We start from the raw sequence: 18683 nt of genomic DNA, 5'->3' as shown, positions 1-18683 counted from the left end.
CGACAAACCTTCCGCAGGAGTAATTTAGGTTGAACTCTCCGCCGATTTACGAGAGATTTTCGGGCTTATGCTTAAGTGGATTATTAAAAAAATTCTTGGTACAAAAAATCAGCGTGAAGTGCGCAGACTCGAACCGATGGTTCCCATTATCAACCAGTTTGAGGAGGGTTACCGATCATTGACTGATGAGCAGCTCAGGGCCAAGACGGAGGAGTTTAAGGCCCGTTATGTGAAGGGTGAGACTTTGGACCAGCTTTTGCCTGAGGCTTTTGCTGCGGTAAAAAATGCTGCTCGGCGTTTTACCGAGGGCAAACAAGTCATCAATGTCCGGGGTTATGAACTGCCGTGGGAAATGATCCATTTCGATGTCCAGCTCATCGGTGGTATGGCGCTCCATAGTGGACGGATCGCTGAAATGGGTACTGGGGAAGGAAAAACCCTTGTGGCGACCTTGCCCGTTTACCTGAATGCCCTGACGGGCCGGGGTGTGCATGTCGTCACGGTTAATGATTATCTGGCTTCCCGTGACTCGGAGTGGATGGGCTCCCTTTACCAATTCCTCGGCTTGACGGTCGGCTGTCTCCAGCATGATTTGCGTGGACCCACACGGAAGGAACAGTATCAGAGGGATATTACCTACGGGACGAATAGTGAATTCGGTTTTGATTACTTACGCGATAATAGCATGGCCACAACCAAGGAGGCCCAGGTCCAGCGGGGACATTATTTTGCGATTGTCGATGAGGTGGACAGTATTTTGATCGATGAGGCCAGGACTCCTCTGATTATTTCCGGACCCGCCGCAGTTTCCCAAGACCATCAGTTTGACCGTTATAAACCCATGGTCGAGCGATTAGTGCAGGAACAAATCCGACTGGTAAACGCGATACTGAACGAGGTGGATGAATTGATCGCCAAAAAGGCGAATACCTCCGATATTGGTCGCCTACTTTACAAAGCGCGTTTAGGCATGCCCAAGAGCCGGCGCCTGCTCAAGATGCTTGAAGAAACCTCCAGCCGTAAGGCGTCGGAAAAGAGCGAGCTTTTCTATTACAACGACACGATGAAAGAGAGATTTTTCGAGCTGAAAGAAGAAATGCTCTTCACTGTGGAAGAAAAAAGTTTCGAGGTTAACCTAACCGAAAATGGACGGCAATCGATCAATCCGGGGGATGAACATGCCTTTACCCTTCCTGACATGATCAAGGAGCTCGCTGATCTGGATAATGTCACTGATATCACCCCGCAGGAACGTGTCCAGCGTAAGCAGGTCATTCAAAAAGCCTATGATGAGGTGAATGAGAGGATTCACTGTGTAGGACAGCTTCTGCGTGCGTATTGCATCTACGAAAAAGATGTTCATTATGTCGTCCAAGATAATAAAGTCCAGATCGTGGATGAATTCACCGGGCGTGTCCTCTCCGGACGCCGTTGGAGCGATGGTCTACACCAAGCGGTCGAAGCGAAGGAATGCGTGAGTATCGAGGAAGAAACCCAGACCTACGCCACGGTCACCATCCAGAATTATTTCCGCCTTTATGGGAAACTCGCAGGGATGACAGGAACGGCTGAGACGGATGCCGCTGAATTCAAAGAAATCTATAAAATGGATGTTGTGGTCATTCCCGCGAACCGTATCTGTGTGCGCAAAGACAATAATGATGTGCTTTATAAGACCAAACGGGAGAAATATAATGCGATCCTCAAGGAGATTAAAACAGCCTATGAACGCAAGCAGCCTATCCTTGTAGGAACCATTGCTGTAGAGGTTTCCGAGCTCATCTCGCGAATGCTCAAACGTGATGGGGTTCCCCATACGGTCCTGAATGCGAAATTCCACCAATCCGAAGCCGAGGTCGTCGCCCGGGCAGGGCATTCCGGCTCCGTTACGATCGCCACGAATATGGCAGGACGCGGAACTGATATTAAGCTCGCTAAGGGCGTGGATGATGTGGGTGGCCTGTATGTGATCGGGACCGAGCGGCATGAATCGCGCCGTATTGACCGTCAGCTGCGCGGACGTTGCGCGCGTCAAGGTGATCCCGGGACATCCCGTTTCTTTGTTTCATTTGAAGATGATCTGATGAGGCTTTTTGGTGCGTCGGAGAAAATGACCTCCCTGATGGAGCGTTTTGGCTTTAAGGATGGGGAGGAGCTCCAGCATCCTTGGTTAAATAAATCGGTGGAGACAGCCCAGAAACGTGTCGAGCAACACCATTTCACCCAGCGTAAACGGACCTTGGAATATGACGACGTCCTGAACCAGCAGCGGACAATCGTTTACGGGTATCGCAATGAAATCCTGATCGCTGAGGACCCCCGGCATTTTATCTTTGAGGCTGTGGAGGAGGTTCTTGAGGCGAAGGTTACAGAGCTTTACCTCACCGAGGACGGACTGGTCAGTGAATCCGCCAAGGAAGATATTATCGGATGGGTTAATGTCACATTCCCGTTGAATCTGGAAGCCTCCGATGTCGATTGGGATAAGAAGAACAAGGATGAAGTGGTCGAATGGGTGATCTCGAAAGTCCAAGAAGCTTATTCCCTCAAAGAAAAATATGAGGATCCGGAGTCTCTCAAACAGCTCGAGCGCTACACGGTTTTGTCCGCCATCGATAAGCTCTGGCAGGAACACCTTTATGGAATGGATGGCCTGCGCGGGGGAATCCATCTCCGTGCTTATGCCCAGCGTGATCCCCTCGTGGAATACAAAAAGGAAGCCTTCGAAATGTTCAGCGTGATGTGGGCCCAATCAAAATCCGAAATAGTCAGTAACATATTCCGTTCAGCTACCAGCCTGATGGCCTTTGAGAAGTTCCTTTCTGCTTTACCGCAGAAAATGATCCATCAACAAATCTCCGCATTTGGTGATGCAGCCCCTGAGTCACAATCTTCAGGTGCAGGGCCGACAAAAGCCAATGAGGAAACCGTCAGTGAGGCCATTAAATCCGCGCCTGTCCGCCGTGAAGGGCCAAAGATTAATCGCAATGATGCCTGCCCTAAGGGCAAAAAGAATGATCAAGGCAATGTCCTGAAGTTTAAGAATTGTTGTGGCAAAGAAGGTCTCGACAGCTGTAAATTCCAATAAAAACCATCAAAAATCACCCCCTTATGAGTATGAAAAATAATGGTATCCCCCCTGAAATTCGTTTTTTCACCTTCGACTTTACCGTGCGTGACTGGTCGGGGGCGAAAGTCAAACCCACTATCCGGCAGTGTGTGGAAACGATTAAAAAAGCCGGTTTTAAAGCGGTCGGACCTTGGCCAAATCCTGAGCTCTTGCAGGCGACGGCGGAGCTAGGGATGGAACGTATCGCTTACGTCGATGCGAAGGATCAGACTTATGTCGAGTCCCTCCAGAAAGCCCTCTCGATGAAACCTTCACGGGTCAATGTCCAGCTATGGGATCATGATACACCGCCAAAGGTGGCCGTGGAAACATGGATCAAAATGGAGAAACTTGCCGGTAAACTCGGTCTGGAGCTTGATCTGGAAGTCCACCGCGACACCTGCACTGAGACACCGGAAAAGACCTATGAGATTGCAGACCTCTACTTGAAAAAAACAGGGAATAAATTACGGTTTTGTTTCGATTTCTCCCACATTGCCTTGGTCAAACACGTTTATCCACCATTCGCGAACCGTTTACTTGATCATCCTGATCTGGTGCAACTTGCCCGCCAGCTCCATTTCCGCTCCTTTAATGGTCACCACTGTCAGGTGCCTGTGATCGACCAGAAAGGTAAGTTGACTCCAGAAGGAAAAGATTATCTGGCTTTTGCTGATGAATTACTCAAGTGCTGGCTTAAAGGTGCCAAGGGTGGGGAAGTCCTCTATGCTAACCCCGAACAATTACCCCCTCCCGGCTACGGCCTCGACGGTTTTGCGACCCTCTGGGATGAAGTCAAATTCATGAAAGATGAACTCCAGAAGCTCTGGGACAAAAACCTCGTCCTGTGGAAAAAAAGCAAATTGCTCTAGAGCTTAAATGCCTCTTTTGCTCGGAGATTTCACCCCCCTAGAGGAAAAACAGGGGGAGCAGACCGAGTACAGCAAGGATGATCAGAAAGATAAGGCTTTTTTTCCCGGTTTGATTCCGAGAAAAGAAAAGGGCGTAGATTCCTTTCATGATATTATTTGATGAGGCTGCCACACAAATGCCCATTGATGAGATCATGGGGTCGATACCTTGACCGGTGGATTGGGATATCCCGAGGATAAAAGGGTCCACGTCGATTGTCCCCATGATGGCCGCTAAAATCACGACCCCGGCATTCCCCGCAAATTGCAGTGTGTAATAGGTCAGGATAAGCATACCTACAAAGAGTGCCGCAAAGATGCAGGCGGCAGATAAAGCCAGAGGATTCTGGTTTTTGATTTCAAGGCTGGCATCCCCCTGTTTGCTCATTTTTTGAGAAATCCAGAACCACCCGAAACAAATAGCTCCAGCGGATAAAAATAGAAAATAATAACTTAGTGGCCGGGGGAGCGAAGGGTTAAACAGGGCAAGCAGGATAACGATGCGTAGGTACATCACTCCTGAAGCCATCAGGATTCCCCCAGCAAAAGCGGTATTTTCCGATATCCCTGCTGATTGCCGTGCGAGGGAGACAGTGGTCGCTGTCGAGGAGTACGCCCCGCCAAGTAAGGCGCTTAGGGCGATCCCGCCCCGGCCTTTAGCCCAGAGCTGGAGTAAATAACTCCCATAGGAGATCGTGCTGACAGCGACCACGATTAACCACATTTTAAAGGGGTTGAATTCATACGGGCCAAAATTTTGGTTAGGTACGATAGGGAGGATGACGATGGTTAAAACGAGGAATTTTGTAAAGGTGACCACATCTGCCCGAGGGAATTTTTTTACAAGGTTTCCCAGGCCGTCTTTGAGTTCCAGCAAGAGGACTCCGAGGATGGCAATGGTGGAGGAGAGCCAGTAATGCTCGTAAAAAACAAGTGCACCGAGGACATAGGTGGTCAGCCCTGCGACCTCGGAGGTCATTCCTGCGGATTTTGTCGTGCTGAGTTTATGCTTGAAAGATAACATCATGAGTCCCCCGACCACGAGGAACCCAGCTGTAAAGGGGAGGGGGGATTCATCAGAAAGATAGGCGAGAGCAAAACCCGTGAGGCCGATCAGGGGGAATGTGCGGATGCCGCCAAAGGCGTAATCCCCGGAATTCGACTTATGGTCTTCACGTTCCAGTCCTATGAGGAAACTCAAGAATAGTGTCAGGAAAACTTTAAACACATCGGGACTGACCAGTGATGAAAGTGTATCCAACATTGCCCCTAATATACACCCGCGCAATTTGTGCGGGCAAGGGGAATTTTCTGGGGAGCGAACCGGATTACCGACAGGTGCTCGTGGTGAGGATTTGCTCCCCGTCCTTTTCGCCAGGGAAAAACCGGCGCGCCCACAGCGAGACATAAACCAATGCGACAAGGGCGGGAACTTCGATAAGGGGGCCGACGACAGCAGCGAGGGCGACACCGGAACCAATCCCGAAAAGGCCGATGGCCACCGCAATGGCCAGTTCAAAGTTATTGCCAGTAGCCGTAAAGGCGATGGACGTGGTCTGGCTGTAGTTAAACCCCATTTTCCGGGCGAGGAAAAATGAGGTGGTCCACATGATGGCAAAATAAACAACCAGGGGAACCGCAATCCGGAAAACATCATACGGTAGGTTTACGATTTTCCCCCCTTGCATCGAGAACATCAGTACGATCGTATAAAGAAGTCCCATCAAGGCTGTGGGCCCGATTTTTGGGAGGAATGTGGATTCATACCATTTCTCACCCTTGTTCTTTACGAGGATAGTCCGAGTGAGGAATCCGGCGAGGAGAGGGAGACCGAGGAAAATAACGACGTTTTTAGCGATTTCGAGCATGGAGATATTCACCACGAGACCGGGTATTCCGAAAAATCCGGGTATCCATGTCAGGAAGATATAACCGAGGAATGAATACATCAGGATCTGGAAAACGGAATTTAAGGCGACCAAGACAGCAGCGACTTCATTGCTGCCTTTAGCGAGTGTATTCCAGATCAGGACCATGGCGATACAACGTGCCAGTCCGGTCAGGATGAGCCCGGTACGGTACTCAGGCATATCAAAAAGAAAAATCCAAGCTAGGACAAACATGAGGACGGGGCCGATGACCCAATTTAACAGGAGTGAAAGGGAAAAAAGGCGGCCTTCCGATTTAAATTCACCAAGTTTTTCATATTTCACCTTCGCCAGCGGGGGATACATCATCCAAAGGAGACCGATGGCGATCGGGGTACTCACCCCGAGGATTTGGAATTTATCCAAGGCGGGGCCTATGGCCGGGAATACTTGACCGAGCAGGATTCCCGCCCCCATGGCGAGGAATATCCAAAGGGGTAGGAAACGGTCAATAAATGAGAGGGATTTGTAAATTTCTCTCTTCATGAAGGGGAGGAGGCTTTTTCTTGGGCGATTGCCTTTGTGATCTCGGCGAGTTTGAGTTTATCAAAGGTATGGAAGGGAAGGTTCGTGAAGATGTCTAAGCGGCGGTAGATTTCCTGGGAAATCCTGAAGAAGGCCCGTTTCTTTTGCTCGTCACTTCCTTCCACGGCAGCCGGGTCTTCCGAACCCCAATGGGCGATGATGGGTTGACCTGGCCAGACGGGACATGATTCACGGGCATTATCACAGACAGTGATGACAAAATCGAATTTTGTGTCTTTGAATTCATCCCAGGATTTGCTCCTCGCATCATTCACCTCGATTTTATAGATTTCCTGGAGTGTTTTCATGGCTAAGGGATTCACTTTCCCTGTGGGATGTGAGCCGGCACTATAAGCTTCAAATTTATTTTTACTGAGGCGTTTCATCAGGTATTCAGCCATGATGCTGCGGGCACTATTTCCCGTGCACAGGAAGAGAATTTTATAAGGTACTTGTTCGCTCGTGGACATAATCATGATCCTTTTAGGGTATTGATTGGTTTGGGGGATTTACCCGCGGTTTTGCCCGGTCCACACGGCATTTGGCCGGGGCCGCGCAATTTGCGCAGGACCTTAAGATCATCAGAGAAAAGCTTTTCGCTCAAGAGACAGTCTTGTAAACATTCCAGGTTTTTGCGGAGTGATTCCCCCGGATGCGCGGGCAAGGCGTACATGACCCAGTTCCCACAACGCGACGACTCGACCAGACCGTTTTTCTTCAGGTAATGGAGGTGTTTCGAGGCATTGACTTGGCGCAGGGCGAGGGTGTCTTGGATGTGACAGACACAAAGCGGACCTTGGAAAAGGAGATTGAGGATCCTTAACCGTGTTTCGTCACAGAGACAATGATAAATGCCGACCAGTTTCACGAGGATGACGAATGAAACAGGTTTTAGTTTATTCCGCAAGAGGAATATTCCTTTAGGGGAATACTATTTGAGTGTATCGGGTAATTGGGATAGGAGCTTTTTGATGTCCTGGACGCGGTCTTTATGGCAGATGAGCACGGCATCTTCAGTGGTCACCACCACGAGGTTATCCACGCCGCACAGCGCGACGGTTTTATCCTTGGAGAAAACAATATTGTCTGAAGAGTCGATCTGAGCAATTTGCCCGACGACGGTATTGCCTTGTGTGTCCGGGGCGAAATGATCAGGAATCGCTGTCCAAGCTCCGACATCATCCCATTTGAATTTCGTTTCGACGACGGCGACATCGCGGGCTTTTTCCATGATGCAGTAGTCGATCGAGATTTTGGGGAGATTAGCGAAGTTATTCTTGATGAATTCTTCTCGGGAGGTTTTGGGGAAGTCCCGGATAAACTGGGCAAGAGCCGGTGCGTTTTTATCGGCCTCCCCGAGAAAACTGGATATTTTCCAGCAAAACATTCCGGAGTTCCAGGCGTAATGACCATTTTCGAGGTATTTTTTGGCCGTGTCCAGATCTGGTTTTTCGACGAACCTGAGTAATTTTCTAAACTCAAAAGCGGGGGATTCAGAAGGAAGGGATTCACCCATCTCGAGATAACCAAATCCGGGGCTGGCCCAAGTGGGTTTGATAGCAAAAGTCACGAGGGAAGCACTAGTAGCGGCAAATTGCACCGCCGCCGCGAGATTTTCACGGAAGGTTTCAGAGGGGCTGATGACATGGTCGGCGGTGAGCAGGGCAATGACCGCATCCTCTCCTCCAATGGCCCGGGCGATTCCATTGGCAAGGGCGACGGCCGGGGCCGTATCGCGTTTTTCGGGTTCACCAATGATCTGGGAAGCTGCGAAATCTGGGAGATCCTGCCTGATCGGATCGACTTGTTCATGGTTGGTCAGGATAAAGAGGCGTTCGGGCGGGACCATGGGTCGGACGCGGTCGACTGTTTGCCCGAGCAGGGAGCGTTCACCAAAAAGGTGGAGCAAGTGTTTGGGTTTTTGGCGGCGACTCAGGGGCCAGAAACGTTCCCCGCTGCCCCCGGCCATAATAAAAATGAAGAGGTTATCTTTCATGTCAGGAAGAGTACCTCGCGGAGCGGGAAAAAGCCACTTAAAGATATGTGAGCTTGAGTTTTTAAAGTGGATGGGTTACATCTGGTTTTGTCTCTGTAAGAGTGGGGGGTATAGCTCAGTTGGTAGAGCGTCTCGTTCGCAATGAGAAGGTCAGGGGTTCGACTCCCCTTATCTCCACCAAGTCCAATGATCAATCGTATGGGATAGAGTAACTCGACAAAAAATTTGGGGGACTTCAGATTTTCGTGTGGGATTCTTTATTGAGTATAAATCATCAAGATTGATATTAACCCAACAAAATCAGTGAGTTTTCCAGTCTCAAGACCCCCTAAAAGAAATAGGGGTCTTGAGACTGAAAAATGAACGGAGCATCGTCGAAACAGGCTTATTAAACAGTGTTTGAAGTGTATATCTGTAATATCAGCAAATGATTTCCCCCCACACTGATTCCCTAAGACCCAAATTTGGAACAGCGATTAGAATGAGTCAAGGAGGGGAGTTTGGAAGGGTTTTTAAAAAAAAAATGGTGGAGCCGCGGGGGATCGAACCCCGGTCCTGGGATGGCATTCTTAAGGCTTCTACAAGTTTAGCGGATCAAGGGTTTTAAGGCGATTTGCTCACGGACCCACTGACGAGACAAAAAGCCCGATCCTGTTCAGATATTCATACCACCCGTCACAGGCGGGAGTCGTGATATGAAACTCGCTAAATGTCGTCTTAACCTGTCAGCGAGTATCGCAAGTCAAGACGTCGCAACACTAGGCTGCGAGAGCTAATTCTTCGTTAGCATTATGGTTTGCCCGAGTTTTTTAAGGTAGGAACACGGACGTCCTCCACCTGCCACACAAAAGTCAGCCACTCCAGTCGAATCCAATTCGGCCCCATCAAAATATTCAAAGAACTAATGGATACAGTACACCACCTGTCAAATATTGCCAGCGGGACTTTCAAATCATGAGAGATTCAGAGATTCTTACCCGGATGATGTTTTTTTTGAGGGAGCGGGAAGGGAAAATCCGTTAAGGTTTTGTTTGGGTGTCGTCGGGCACTTCGATCATCCCGCGCATCTGGCCGATGAACCCGTCCATAAGCTCGACAGTCTGTGCTTCATTGAGGCCTTGGGCGTGGTTGATCCCGGTGACTTCGGAGAAGAATGTTAAAAAAGCCCAGCGGTGGTTGATGCGGTCAAAGAGTTTGTCAGTGGTGGACCAGAGCACTCTTTGCCAATGGTGGGGAGTCTTGCGGAAATTTCCTTCAAACCAATAGAGGTTAATGAGTTTGCGTTTGATTTCCCTGCCGTCGGGGAGTTTATCCGTGCGTTCGAGCAGGAGCTTGGTCACTTTTATCGGTTCGGCTGCGGCTTTGGAGTCGAGAGTCACCACCTCCGAGGAGACGATGGTCCAGCCTTGGCCGGGCAGGCAGTATTCAGGCCTGTGGATACTGCGGCCTTCGCGGCCTCCGATGAGGGCTGTAGCGAAAATTTCGAACCCACCGGGATTCCGGTAAACTGATTTTGAAATGATTGTATCCGAGGGGAGGATATTTTTTTCCATATCACTGACGGGCACGGGTTGGCCGAGCCACGTACCGACAAATGAAGGCAAGGGGAGCTTGACCGAGAGGAGATCCGACGTTTTGACTTCGCCCATGAGATTTACAGCGGCGACCGTGCCGAGAAGGATCACGATGACAATGATGTAACCGATCATTTCTTTCTTTTTATTTGCCGGAGTCTTGGTTGTTTGACTATTTTGTATCTCTGATTTTTCTTCTTTTGGATCGGTGTTGTTTTTCATATAGGATTATGGAAATTATAAGCTTAACTCCATTGACTTGGAGGCAACAAATTAATAAACTTATTTTGTGAGTTTTACAAACAATAAGCTCTTCATCGGAGTACCTCAAGATTTTCTGAGTAATATCGAAGGGGGATTCCAAAAGATCGACTTAGCCCCCAGCGAAATCATATTTCGTGAAGGTGACAAAGGGGATTGTCTCTACCTCATCGAAGATGGGCAGGTCAAAATCACCAAAAATACCACGGGCTCAAGCGAGCAGGTATTGAGTGTTTTACAGCCAAATGACTTTTTTGGGGAGATGGCTGTTTTGGACCAGAAACCCCGTTCAGCTACTGCTACTACGGTGAGTCACTGTATTCTTTGGCAAATCTCCCAGGCCCAATTCCAAGCGATTATCGTTAACCGTTATCCCGAAATCGCGGTTAACCTGATCAGTATCATTATCGATCGTATCCGCTCCTTGGATCACCTTTTTATCGATGAGATGATGAAATCCGAACGCCTCAAGCTTGTGGGGCAGATGACCGGAGGGATCGTTCACGATTTCAAAAATCCCATGGCCGCTATTTTAATGGCCGCCCAGATTTTCGAGGAGAGAAGTCCTGATCACGAGCTTAAGAAACTTGCCAGAATGATGGTGGACCAGATTAGCCGGATGAATGCGATGACACGGGAGTTACTGGATTATTGCCGGGGTGAGACAAAGCTGGATATCAAATCTGTGCCCATTGAGGGGATATTAAATAAAACGGTGGAGCTTTTTACGGCGGAAGCTGCGAAACGCCATATTCATTTTGTCTTGCAGAGCGAGCCTCTCCCGGTGATTAGTGCTGATGACGGTAAAATCGAGCGCGTGATCCAGAATCTCGTGACCAATGCATTTGAAGCCATGCCTAAAGGCGGGCAAATCACGATCAATGCCGGGGCGACTCTTGATTCAATCAAGATTCAAATCGCCGATACGGGTAAGGGGATACCGGCCCGGAATATCGCGAAGATTTTCGAACCCTTTTTCACAGAGGGCAAACAACAGGGCACTGGACTGGGGTTATCCATCTGCAAACGGATTATCGAGGCTCATAACGGGTTGATCTCGGTGGATAGCCACGAAGGAAAGGGAACCACCTTTACGATTCAATTACCCTTGGTGACCACATCATGCCTCGCCCCGTTGAAGACTGCATAACTTCTTTTGCCGTTTGATGCCGTTCCGATCCCACAAATCGTCGAGTCTTTCTTGAGCAGGTTTGCCCGGTGCCCGTCGCTTTTCATCCAAATGGCCACGATATCCTCTGCTGACCATTGCTCGGTCGTGTAGGCGACATTCTCTGTAAGGTTATTCATTTGATTCTTTTCGATGAAATTCATCAAATCGCTCGCTGAGCGGTGTGACATTTTATCTTCTTTGGCCATGTGTTTTGCCCAGGCCTGCGCAAATTCCGCGAGTTTTGACTCCAGCTCCAGAGGACAGAGATTCCGGGTTTTGCGTTCCTGATTGATCAAGGGCAGGATTTCTTCCGCAGTGGGTCCGTGTGAAGGCTGTGATCGAAGTGTTTGTGCATGAAGGCAAAGCGTGATCCCGCATGAAATCAAAAGGTAAATGATTATTTTTTTCATACTCGATATATAGGGGAAGAGGAATCGTTTGACTAAGGAAAATTTTTAGATGAACATATTAAAGGGTTTCATCCGAAACATAGCCGTTTTTTTTATCCCATGGGCCGTATCAATATTTTATCCGAAGTGGTCGCTAACCAAATCGCCGCTGGTGAAGTGGTGGAGCGTCCTGCCTCTGTGCTGAAGGAGTTAGTCGAGAACTCCCTCGATGCCGGGGCAAAACGGCTCCGGATCGAGATTAAATCAGGTGGGCGCAGCCTGATGCGCGTCCAGGATGACGGATACGGAATGGATCGGGATGATGCTTTGCTCTGTCTTGAACGCCATGCCACGAGCAAGATCAAAAGCGCACAAGACCTCTTACATATAGGGTCTTTCGGTTTCCGCGGTGAGGCAGTCCCGAGTATCGCCAGTGTTTCACGATTTAAACTGGGGACCTGTGCTTACGGGGAAAATGAGGGGACGGAAATTTCTGTCGAAGGCGGAAAAATCACCCAGGTCAAAACCTGTGGTTGCGCTGTGGGCACAGATATCGAGATCCGTTCGCTTTTTTTTAATGTACCTGCTCGGAAAAAATTCCTTAAATCCGATAATACCGAGACATCCCATGTGCAGCAGGTCATCCTTTATCAGGCATTGGCCCATCCGGATGTGGCTTTTACTTTTATCCAGGATGAACGCACCGTGTGGCAACTGGCCTCGACGAATCATTTGCTCGAAAGGATCCGCCAGCTTAAAGGAATGGATTTCTGTAAGGAGCTCCTTGAGGTCAAACACGAGAGTTACGGTGTCAAAATATCGGGGTTTATCGGGCAACCCGGCGTCAGCCGTTCCAGCCGGTCCGAGCAAATTGTTTATGTGAACCGCCGTCCGGTGGATAGTCGGACAATTAGTTTTGCCCTACAGGAGGGGTATCATAATGCCCTTATGAAAGGGCGTTATCCTGTGGCTATTCTTTTCCTCCAGATGGATCCGGCTTTGGTGGATGTGAATGTCCACCCGTCGAAAAGGGAGGTTCGTTTCAGGGATGATGCCGCCATCAGGGAGGCCGTTGTGGAATCGATCCGGGCGACACTGGTGACGAATAACTCCCTTTTAACATCTACATTACCCTCGCCGATTCCCGACCGTTTTCCGGCTCCCCCGCAACTTGCTTCCGCTGGGGCAGGTGGCAGACGTTTACCTCCGACGGTGACGAGGAATCAGTCTTTTGCGGCCCTTTCAGCTTTTAGTCCGGTTGACGGCATACCCCCGGTCATTCCCGAGGCCCAGGACGTGGCCCATGATTTTCCTGAAATCAAGGATGAATCCCTTTCCGGGCGACCCCCGACACGTCCCGAATGGAAAGAGGGTGATAAGGATGTTTCTGCCGGGGGGCTTTTCAGGATCATCGGTATTTTTAATAAAACGTATATTCTCGCCGAGAGTATCGATGGGCTGGTCCTAATCGACCAGCATGCGGCGCATGAACGTGTGATGTTCGAAATGCTCCTAAAACAATTTGCCCTGCACAAAGTCGAGACACAACAGCTCCTCTCCCCCGAGACGATCCACGTCGAGCCCCGGGATGCCATGGTGCTTATCGACCACTTGGAAGTGCTCAATCAAACGGGCATCGGGATTAGTGAATTTGGACAAAATACTTTTCTAATCGATGCTTTGCCTGTGTGGATGAGTAAACGCGGGCCTAAAGAAATGATCCGGGATTTGATTGATTCCTTGGAGCAGGAAGGGGGAAAAACGGCCCGTGACCGCCGTTACCGCGAGGAAAAAGTCGTCCGGGCAGCCTGTCGCGCCTCGGTGAAGGCAAATGATTTCCTGACCATGACCGAAGTCGAAAGGCTCGTACGCGATTTGCTCGCGTGTGAACTGCCCTATACCTGCCCGCACGGGCGACCGACCATGATCCTGATGACGCAGGCGGAACTTGAAAAGAAATTTGGACGGATATAACCATGACTGTAGATAAGAAGAAGCTCCACGCCCCCTTGACTGATTACCATACCCATAATTTTCGGTGTTTCCATGCTGAGGGGGATATCCTTGATTACGCGATGAAGGCGGCTGAACTCGGGTTTACCCAAATCGGTGCCTCAGACCACATTCCTATTTCAAAGCCCCACTATCAGGGTTACCGCATGAAGGAAGGCACCTTGCCTGAATACCGGGAAGCCGTGCAAATGGCCCGGAGCAAATTGCACGGGAAAATCGAGGTGCTCTATGGGATCGAGGCAGAGTATGACGAAGATCCCCAGACATTACGCGAGTGTTTGTCTATTTTTAACCGGGAAGACTTTGATTATGTCATAGGCTCGGTCCATTTCTATAACGGTCACGATGGGCAGGGGATCCGTGGTGCGGTCTGGGATGTGATTTCCCGTGTGGATGGTATGGAGAGGGAAGAGCTCTTGATCCGGTATTTTGGGCTGGTCCGGGGGATGGCGCAAACAAAAGCTTATGATATCGTCGGGCATTTCGACGTGATCACCCGGCACATCGGTTGGCCCCGTGACCCGTCAGGTAAACTCGAAAAAGCAATTTGCCTCGCCCTTGATCAAATCGCTGAAAGTGCCATGCCCATGGAGGTTAATACCAGTGGCCGCCGTTATGGTAATAAACAACCTTTTCCTTCCCCGTGGATTATCCGTAAAGCCCTCGAACGCGAAATCCCCCTCCAGATTAATTCCGATTCGCACGCCCCCGACCAAGTCGGCGCCTGGCACCATGACACCTTCGCCCAAATCACTGACCTAGGCCTGCCCGTGCAATTTGCGCGTTTTAAAGGCCGGGTCAAATCGTTGACTTCAGCCAGCCTTTTAGTCGAAGGTTGCAGTACGGAATAAATTCCCTTTCAGAGGAACATATCTTTCACTCCCGATTTGGAACGGATGATTATTTTGATAATATTCAGAAGAAGATTTTCGGATTAATCCGGATTTGTTCTTTCCCCACCCTTGATATGATCGAGCAGGCCGCCTTTATCTGATGACTTGGCGGGTTTTTGTTCTTCATCGGAGGCTTCGGAGATTTGTTTGTCTTTACGGAGGTTTGAGGCAGTTTTATCAAGGCGTTTTTGTGTTTCCTGATAGGTCTCGTCGACTTTTTTCTGGGCTTGTCCGACAAAATCGGCTTTTTGGATTTCTTTGAGGGATTGATCGACTCGGGTTTTTGTCTCATCGACTTTTTTGTCGAGTTCTTCTTTGGTTTTATCGATTTTTTCGTCCACTTTCTTTTGGGTGGATTGGATGAGTTTATCGATTTTTTGGCCGATGGTTTCTTTTTTCTCCTTTTGATCGCAACCTATGGAAAGGGTCAAGACAAGAGCCGGGATCATTAGGGAATAAAAAATCGTGCGTGTGCTCATGAGAAAAGAGGTTACACCAAAGGAGTCCATTTTTCAAGAGATCAAAAAGTCTGATTATCCGAGCTCGAGCGCGGAGTGGATCATGCTTTTGTCACACGCTTACGTCGCCCGATGGACAAGACGACCCCTGAGATACCGAGTCGAAATTAATGCGTTTGTAGAGGGTTCAGCAATGGCATCCAGTGGAAGGATGAGACAGTCTATGGATCGGGGATTTTATAACAAGAATCCGCGTTAAAACTTTTTTCTTTCCTTTTTGGAGGGAACCATGAATTTAGGGGATATGAACTTCCGTCAATCTGCTGTTACTTCATTGTCCCGTGAACAAGTCATCGAAGAGTGGCATAAAATGCCAGACGACATCCAGCCTGTCTACCTTGGTTCGGGCGAAATTACCCTTTCAGTAGATGCTACCGGGATGCAGGGGCTGAATTCCCGCGTGACAAATTTCCGGGAGACGGCGGCCATGGAAAGTCCGGATTATCCGATCGAACGGAATTTGCACCTTTACCGTGATGAGGCACTCAGCACCCATTATAATAATGAGGCAGGTTTAAACCCGTCCCGTCCCGAGAAGAGTTTTACCGTGATGCCTTTCGGTTGGGTCGAGTATGATTTGATTCTAGACGGGGTGCTTTATGGGCCGCATGAGATTTTAAAGAATGCTTGTGCTCGGAGGCGTATTTTCCGTCCTCGGGACGGGATCGTCGAGACGAGTTTTACTATGGGAATGGTGAAATTTAAATGGACGAGCGGCCTGCGCAGGGATTCCGTCGAAGCGGACTTTGCCTTTACTGCGGAAGCCCAAGATTACCGCAGCCATTCCGTGGAGTTGATTCTCAAGTGCCAACACCAGCTCCGTGATGGAAGAGCCATTTATACAGCGGGGCTGAGATCGGTCAAACAATCCGGGTTTGTTTACCGCAGCTGGAAAGCATCGGACAAGACCTCGACAGCCAAGGTGAAGAACCCGATCCATGTGAGTTGGGCATGGGCTTCATCTGAAACGTCGGAGACTGGTGCGGAGGAGAATTCCATCTGGCTCCATTGGAAAGGGGATGGGCGAAAGTTAGGGGCGGGGTTCCGCTTGGTATTTGGTTCTGACCGGGATGATACGGAGAGTGAGGATTTTGCCCGTACACGGGCGCGCAATTTGCGCGAGGAAGGGGTGCAGGCGGGCTTGGCCAGTATCACCCATTCATGGAATGCCTTTTTTAAGAATGCCGCGGATATCCAGATCGGGCATCAGGAGAAAGAATACCTGATGGCCTTGAGCCAATACGTCTTGCGTGCGGGGGGTGATTGGCACAGCGGGTTACCTCTGGGTACACTTTGGACACGGAAATTTAACGGGGGCACTTTCTGGGATAGTTTTTATGCGGCGGATGGGATGTTACGTTGTGGGCACACGGGTCTCGTCCGTGAGTTCTGTGATTGGTTAATCAGGACGGCAGCGCCGAAGGGGCGCCCTCACATGTGGATCACTTGGCACGATGGGGAACCGGCGACAGATCCGGATTCTGACAAGGCGTATATAAATTGCCTGGCCTATGCAGGAATCTGTATCCGCCTCTACGAGACGACCCGCTCGGAGGATGACCTCAAATCCCGAGTGTGGCCTTATCTGGAGGCCGTTTGTACCTATTTGGCGGAAGAAATCTTTGAATTCACCGCGGACCGGAAATGGGAGCTTAAAGGGATCGTCGCCGGGGATGTGGGGATAGAATCCTTGAATGCCAAGGAGCAGAATGACACTTTGATGTGGGCTGTTCTCTGTATGGGTAAATATGCGGAATATGCTCATACCCTGAAGGTCAAAGACAAACTTACACGCACGGCTGCGCAAATTGCTGAGTATTTCCAAAAGAACCCGGTGAAACTTAAAAAAACGGATTTGTGGTATGCGTGGTTCCCCTACCTATGCCCGGCTGGGCCTTATGCCGATTTCAGTACATGGTGGGACGGGACTGATATGCGTCTGGTCAAAAAATTCATGGTCATGCCGGGGCCGGAAAAACATATTTTTGATGAACCCGAGGTGTGTTTGAATCCTCTGCTCGGCACTTATGCTGGGATGGCGTGGGGGAATTTTTGTACATCGGCCTCTTTTTCTATAGTAGGACTGCCGGACTTGGCTTTGGAGTTCCAAGACGGTGGACTGAAACATATTTCGGGGATTGGCTATTTTACGGAATGTGGTTATGAAACTAATGCTGGGGGCAATAGCCCTTATATCCCCTCGAGTGGGAGCTTTCTTTCCAGTCTTTCGTTGCAATTTGTGTCCGGTTCCCTCTGGAATGATGTAGTGGATATTGCGTTAAATTTCCCGCACTTATGGCGCGGGCAGAAAATCTCATGGCAAAATATCCGTTCGATCAATGGAGCCCGGGTGAGCGGGGTTTATGAGCCCACCAGTATTCGGACCACGGTAGAGTGCGAACGGCAAATGAAAGCCCGGGTGAGGGTGCCTTACCGGATCGCTGGGGAACCGATCAATATCAGCCTCAATGGTCGTCGTGTGAGGCTGGACATGGATGAAAAAGAAACAATCTTGATTGATTTGCCTGTCGGCCAGAACACGATCCAGATCGAGGCTGACCTTAAGCGCTCCCACGATGTCATTTTGATCGAGTGCATGGATCAAGGGATTAAACTTAAGAAACTCCTTGAAAAAGCGGATTGTTCCGTGCGCTGGTTCAGGAATCCAGATCGTATTCGTGAGCTGGACAAGGAAGGCCAGCTAATCGTCATGAATGTCAGCTTTGTCCGGCCTGCGGGTGAATTATCCGACTATATCCTGAGGGAAGTCCAAGCCGGGGCAAATCTCCTCCTTTTTTACCATGGAGGTGTGCTTAAACGCAGTGGTGATTTGGCTGTGGCCTCGGGGGTGAACGGGGATTATACGGATGAGTGGAATTTCAAGGGTGACCTGATTGAATGTGAATATACAAAGTCCGGAAAACGTTTTTTTGACGCGGTAGAGTCGGATTTTAGTTTTTACCGTTCACAGGCGATCACGACGAGTCCGGATGCTGATACCGAAGTGCTCGCATACCAAAAAGGAACCAAAAATGCGGTATTGACCCGAAAACGTTACGGTAAAGGCATGATTTACTGGGTCGCCTCCGGGGGGACTTTTATGGATCGTCCGGAGACAGTCGGGTGGGGGCTTCACTTTGTCAGGGAATACTTCGTTTATGGGCGCACACGTGAGTCTTTAGCGAGTTTTAAGTGGTTAGAGAATGATTCCTTGATGGATATTGTCGTCAAGATTACGAAAGAATGTCTCAAACGATAGGTGAAAAGTTGTTTATTTTCGGTAAAGATCATGTTTCTTCTTGATTCAAGAAACGGTTTTGGTTTGATTGACGGTCTTTCCACATGGAGGGCACTGTAGCTCAGTTGGTAGAGCAGCGGACTGAAAATCCGCGTGT

General features: G+C 49.5%; 14 protein-coding genes, 1 tRNA gene and 1 other RNA gene. 7 read left to right on the top strand and 9 right to left on the bottom strand.

The genetic code is table 11. The features are described 5' to 3' along the window. Positions 1-67 precede the first annotated feature (67 nt). Both secA and SGI98_11930 read left to right on the top strand, forming a co-directional pair. Positions 68-3088, top strand: a complete 3021-nt coding sequence (gene secA / locus SGI98_11935; GenBank protein MDZ4744111.1) for a preprotein translocase subunit SecA — start codon at positions 68-70, stop codon at positions 3086-3088. Between the two features lie 23 nt (positions 3089-3111). Beyond that, positions 3112-3981: a hypothetical protein gene (locus SGI98_11930; GenBank protein ID MDZ4744110.1), complete on the top strand. Its 870-nt coding sequence runs from the start codon at positions 3112-3114 to the stop codon at positions 3979-3981. Positions 3982-4018: 37 nt separating this feature from the next. Here SGI98_11930 and SGI98_11925 read toward each other — a convergent pair whose 3' ends face one another. The 5 genes from SGI98_11925 to SGI98_11905 form a co-directional block, all read right to left on the bottom strand. Then, positions 4019-5284, bottom strand: a complete 1266-nt coding sequence (locus tag SGI98_11925; GenBank protein MDZ4744109.1) for an MgtC/SapB family protein — start codon at positions 5282-5284, stop codon at positions 4019-4021. Between the two features lie 64 nt (positions 5285-5348). Further along, on the bottom strand, positions 5349-6434 hold the full coding sequence (gene arsB, locus SGI98_11920; protein ID MDZ4744108.1) for an ACR3 family arsenite efflux transporter: 1086 nt from the start codon (positions 6432-6434) through the stop codon (positions 5349-5351). Continuing rightward, entirely contained in the window at positions 6431-6943 is a 513-nt protein-coding gene (locus SGI98_11915) for an arsenate reductase ArsC (GenBank protein ID MDZ4744107.1), read from the bottom strand. The genes arsB and SGI98_11915 overlap by 4 nt, the downstream gene beginning before the upstream one ends. A gap of 2 nt (positions 6944-6945) precedes the next feature. Continuing rightward, entirely contained in the window at positions 6946-7380 is a 435-nt protein-coding gene (locus SGI98_11910) for a metalloregulator ArsR/SmtB family transcription factor (protein MDZ4744106.1), read from the bottom strand. A gap of 24 nt (positions 7381-7404) precedes the next feature. Further along, the gene (locus SGI98_11905) at positions 7405-8469 is read right to left on the bottom strand and encodes a sugar phosphate nucleotidyltransferase (protein ID MDZ4744105.1); all 1065 of its coding nucleotides are present in this window, start codon (positions 8467-8469) and stop codon (positions 7405-7407) included. A 104-nt stretch (positions 8470-8573) separates the two neighbouring features. On the opposite strand from SGI98_11905, the gene SGI98_11900 reads away from it, so the two are divergent. Continuing rightward, positions 8574-8649, top strand: a tRNA-Ala gene (locus SGI98_11900). 344 nt (positions 8650-8993) lie between these two features. Here the strand turns inward: SGI98_11900 and ssrA are convergent. Both ssrA and SGI98_11890 read right to left on the bottom strand, forming a co-directional pair. Beyond that, positions 8994-9352: a transfer-messenger RNA gene (gene ssrA, locus SGI98_11895) on the bottom strand. 136 nt (positions 9353-9488) lie between these two features. Next, entirely contained in the window at positions 9489-10265 is a 777-nt protein-coding gene (locus SGI98_11890; GenBank protein MDZ4744104.1) for an exosortase-associated EpsI family protein, read from the bottom strand. Positions 10266-10332: 67 nt separating this feature from the next. Here SGI98_11890 and SGI98_11885 point away from each other — a divergent pair, with 67 nt between their 5' ends. Further along, positions 10333-11454 (top strand): ATP-binding protein, encoded by a 1122-nt coding sequence (locus SGI98_11885; protein MDZ4744103.1) that lies wholly within the window; start codon positions 10333-10335, stop codon positions 11452-11454. On the opposite strand, the gene SGI98_11880 is transcribed toward SGI98_11885, so the two are convergent. Further along, the gene (locus tag SGI98_11880; protein ID MDZ4744102.1) at positions 11403-11885 is read right to left on the bottom strand and encodes a CAP domain-containing protein; all 483 of its coding nucleotides are present in this window, start codon (positions 11883-11885) and stop codon (positions 11403-11405) included. The two genes, SGI98_11885 and SGI98_11880, sit on opposite strands and share 52 nt — an antisense overlap. A 99-nt stretch (positions 11886-11984) precedes the next feature. Between SGI98_11880 and mutL the strand changes: the two genes are divergently transcribed. Continuing rightward, on the top strand, positions 11985-13838 hold the full coding sequence (gene mutL / locus SGI98_11875) for a DNA mismatch repair endonuclease MutL (protein ID MDZ4744101.1): 1854 nt from the start codon (positions 11985-11987) through the stop codon (positions 13836-13838). 2 nt (positions 13839-13840) lie between these two features. Continuing rightward, complete coding sequence (locus SGI98_11870; GenBank protein MDZ4744100.1) at positions 13841-14728, top strand: histidinol-phosphatase; 888 nt, start codon at positions 13841-13843, stop codon at positions 14726-14728. 83 nt (positions 14729-14811) lie between these two features. On the opposite strand, the gene SGI98_11865 is transcribed toward SGI98_11870, so the two are convergent. Continuing rightward, complete coding sequence (locus tag SGI98_11865) at positions 14812-15249, bottom strand: hypothetical protein (GenBank protein MDZ4744099.1); 438 nt, start codon at positions 15247-15249, stop codon at positions 14812-14814. 283 nt (positions 15250-15532) lie between these two features. Between SGI98_11865 and SGI98_11860 the strand changes: the two genes are divergently transcribed. Next, on the top strand, positions 15533-18547 hold the full coding sequence (locus SGI98_11860; protein ID MDZ4744098.1) for a hypothetical protein: 3015 nt from the start codon (positions 15533-15535) through the stop codon (positions 18545-18547). Positions 18548-18683: the final 136 nt, after the last annotated feature.

The organism is Verrucomicrobiota bacterium, from assembly GCA_034440155.1.
GTDB lineage: Bacteria > Verrucomicrobiota > Verrucomicrobiia > JAWXBN01 > JAWXBN01 > JAWXBN01.
This window is presented reverse-complemented; position numbering and strand designations above follow the sequence as displayed.

Bases quoted from the DNA above. Each gene is read 5' to 3' on its own strand.
- SGI98_11925 (MDZ4744109.1), bottom strand. From the start codon at position 5,284: ATGTTGGATACACTTTCATCACTGGTCAGTCCCGATGTGTTTAAAGTT.
- SGI98_11890 (MDZ4744104.1), bottom strand. From the start codon at position 10,265: ATGAAAAACAACACCGATCCAAAAGAAGAAAAATCAGAGATACAAAAT.
- SGI98_11905 (MDZ4744105.1), bottom strand. From the start codon at position 8,469: ATGAAAGATAACCTCTTCATTTTTATTATGGCCGGGGGCAGCGGGGAA.
- SGI98_11860 (MDZ4744098.1), top strand. From the start codon at position 15,533: ATGAACTTCCGTCAATCTGCTGTTACTTCATTGTCCCGTGAACAAGTC.
- arsB (MDZ4744108.1), bottom strand. From the start codon at position 6,434: ATGAAGAGAGAAATTTACAAATCCCTCTCATTTATTGACCGTTTCCTA.
- SGI98_11865 (MDZ4744099.1), bottom strand. From the start codon at position 15,249: ATGAGCACACGCACGATTTTTTATTCCCTAATGATCCCGGCTCTTGTC.
- mutL (MDZ4744101.1), top strand. From the start codon at position 11,985: ATGGGCCGTATCAATATTTTATCCGAAGTGGTCGCTAACCAAATCGCC.
- SGI98_11880 (MDZ4744102.1), bottom strand. From the start codon at position 11,885: ATGAAAAAAATAATCATTTACCTTTTGATTTCATGCGGGATCACGCTT.
- secA (MDZ4744111.1), top strand. From the start codon at position 68: ATGCTTAAGTGGATTATTAAAAAAATTCTTGGTACAAAAAATCAGCGT.
- SGI98_11870 (MDZ4744100.1), top strand. From the start codon at position 13,841: ATGACTGTAGATAAGAAGAAGCTCCACGCCCCCTTGACTGATTACCAT.
- SGI98_11930 (MDZ4744110.1), top strand. From the start codon at position 3,112: ATGAGTATGAAAAATAATGGTATCCCCCCTGAAATTCGTTTTTTCACC.
- SGI98_11915 (MDZ4744107.1), bottom strand. From the start codon at position 6,943: ATGTCCACGAGCGAACAAGTACCTTATAAAATTCTCTTCCTGTGCACG.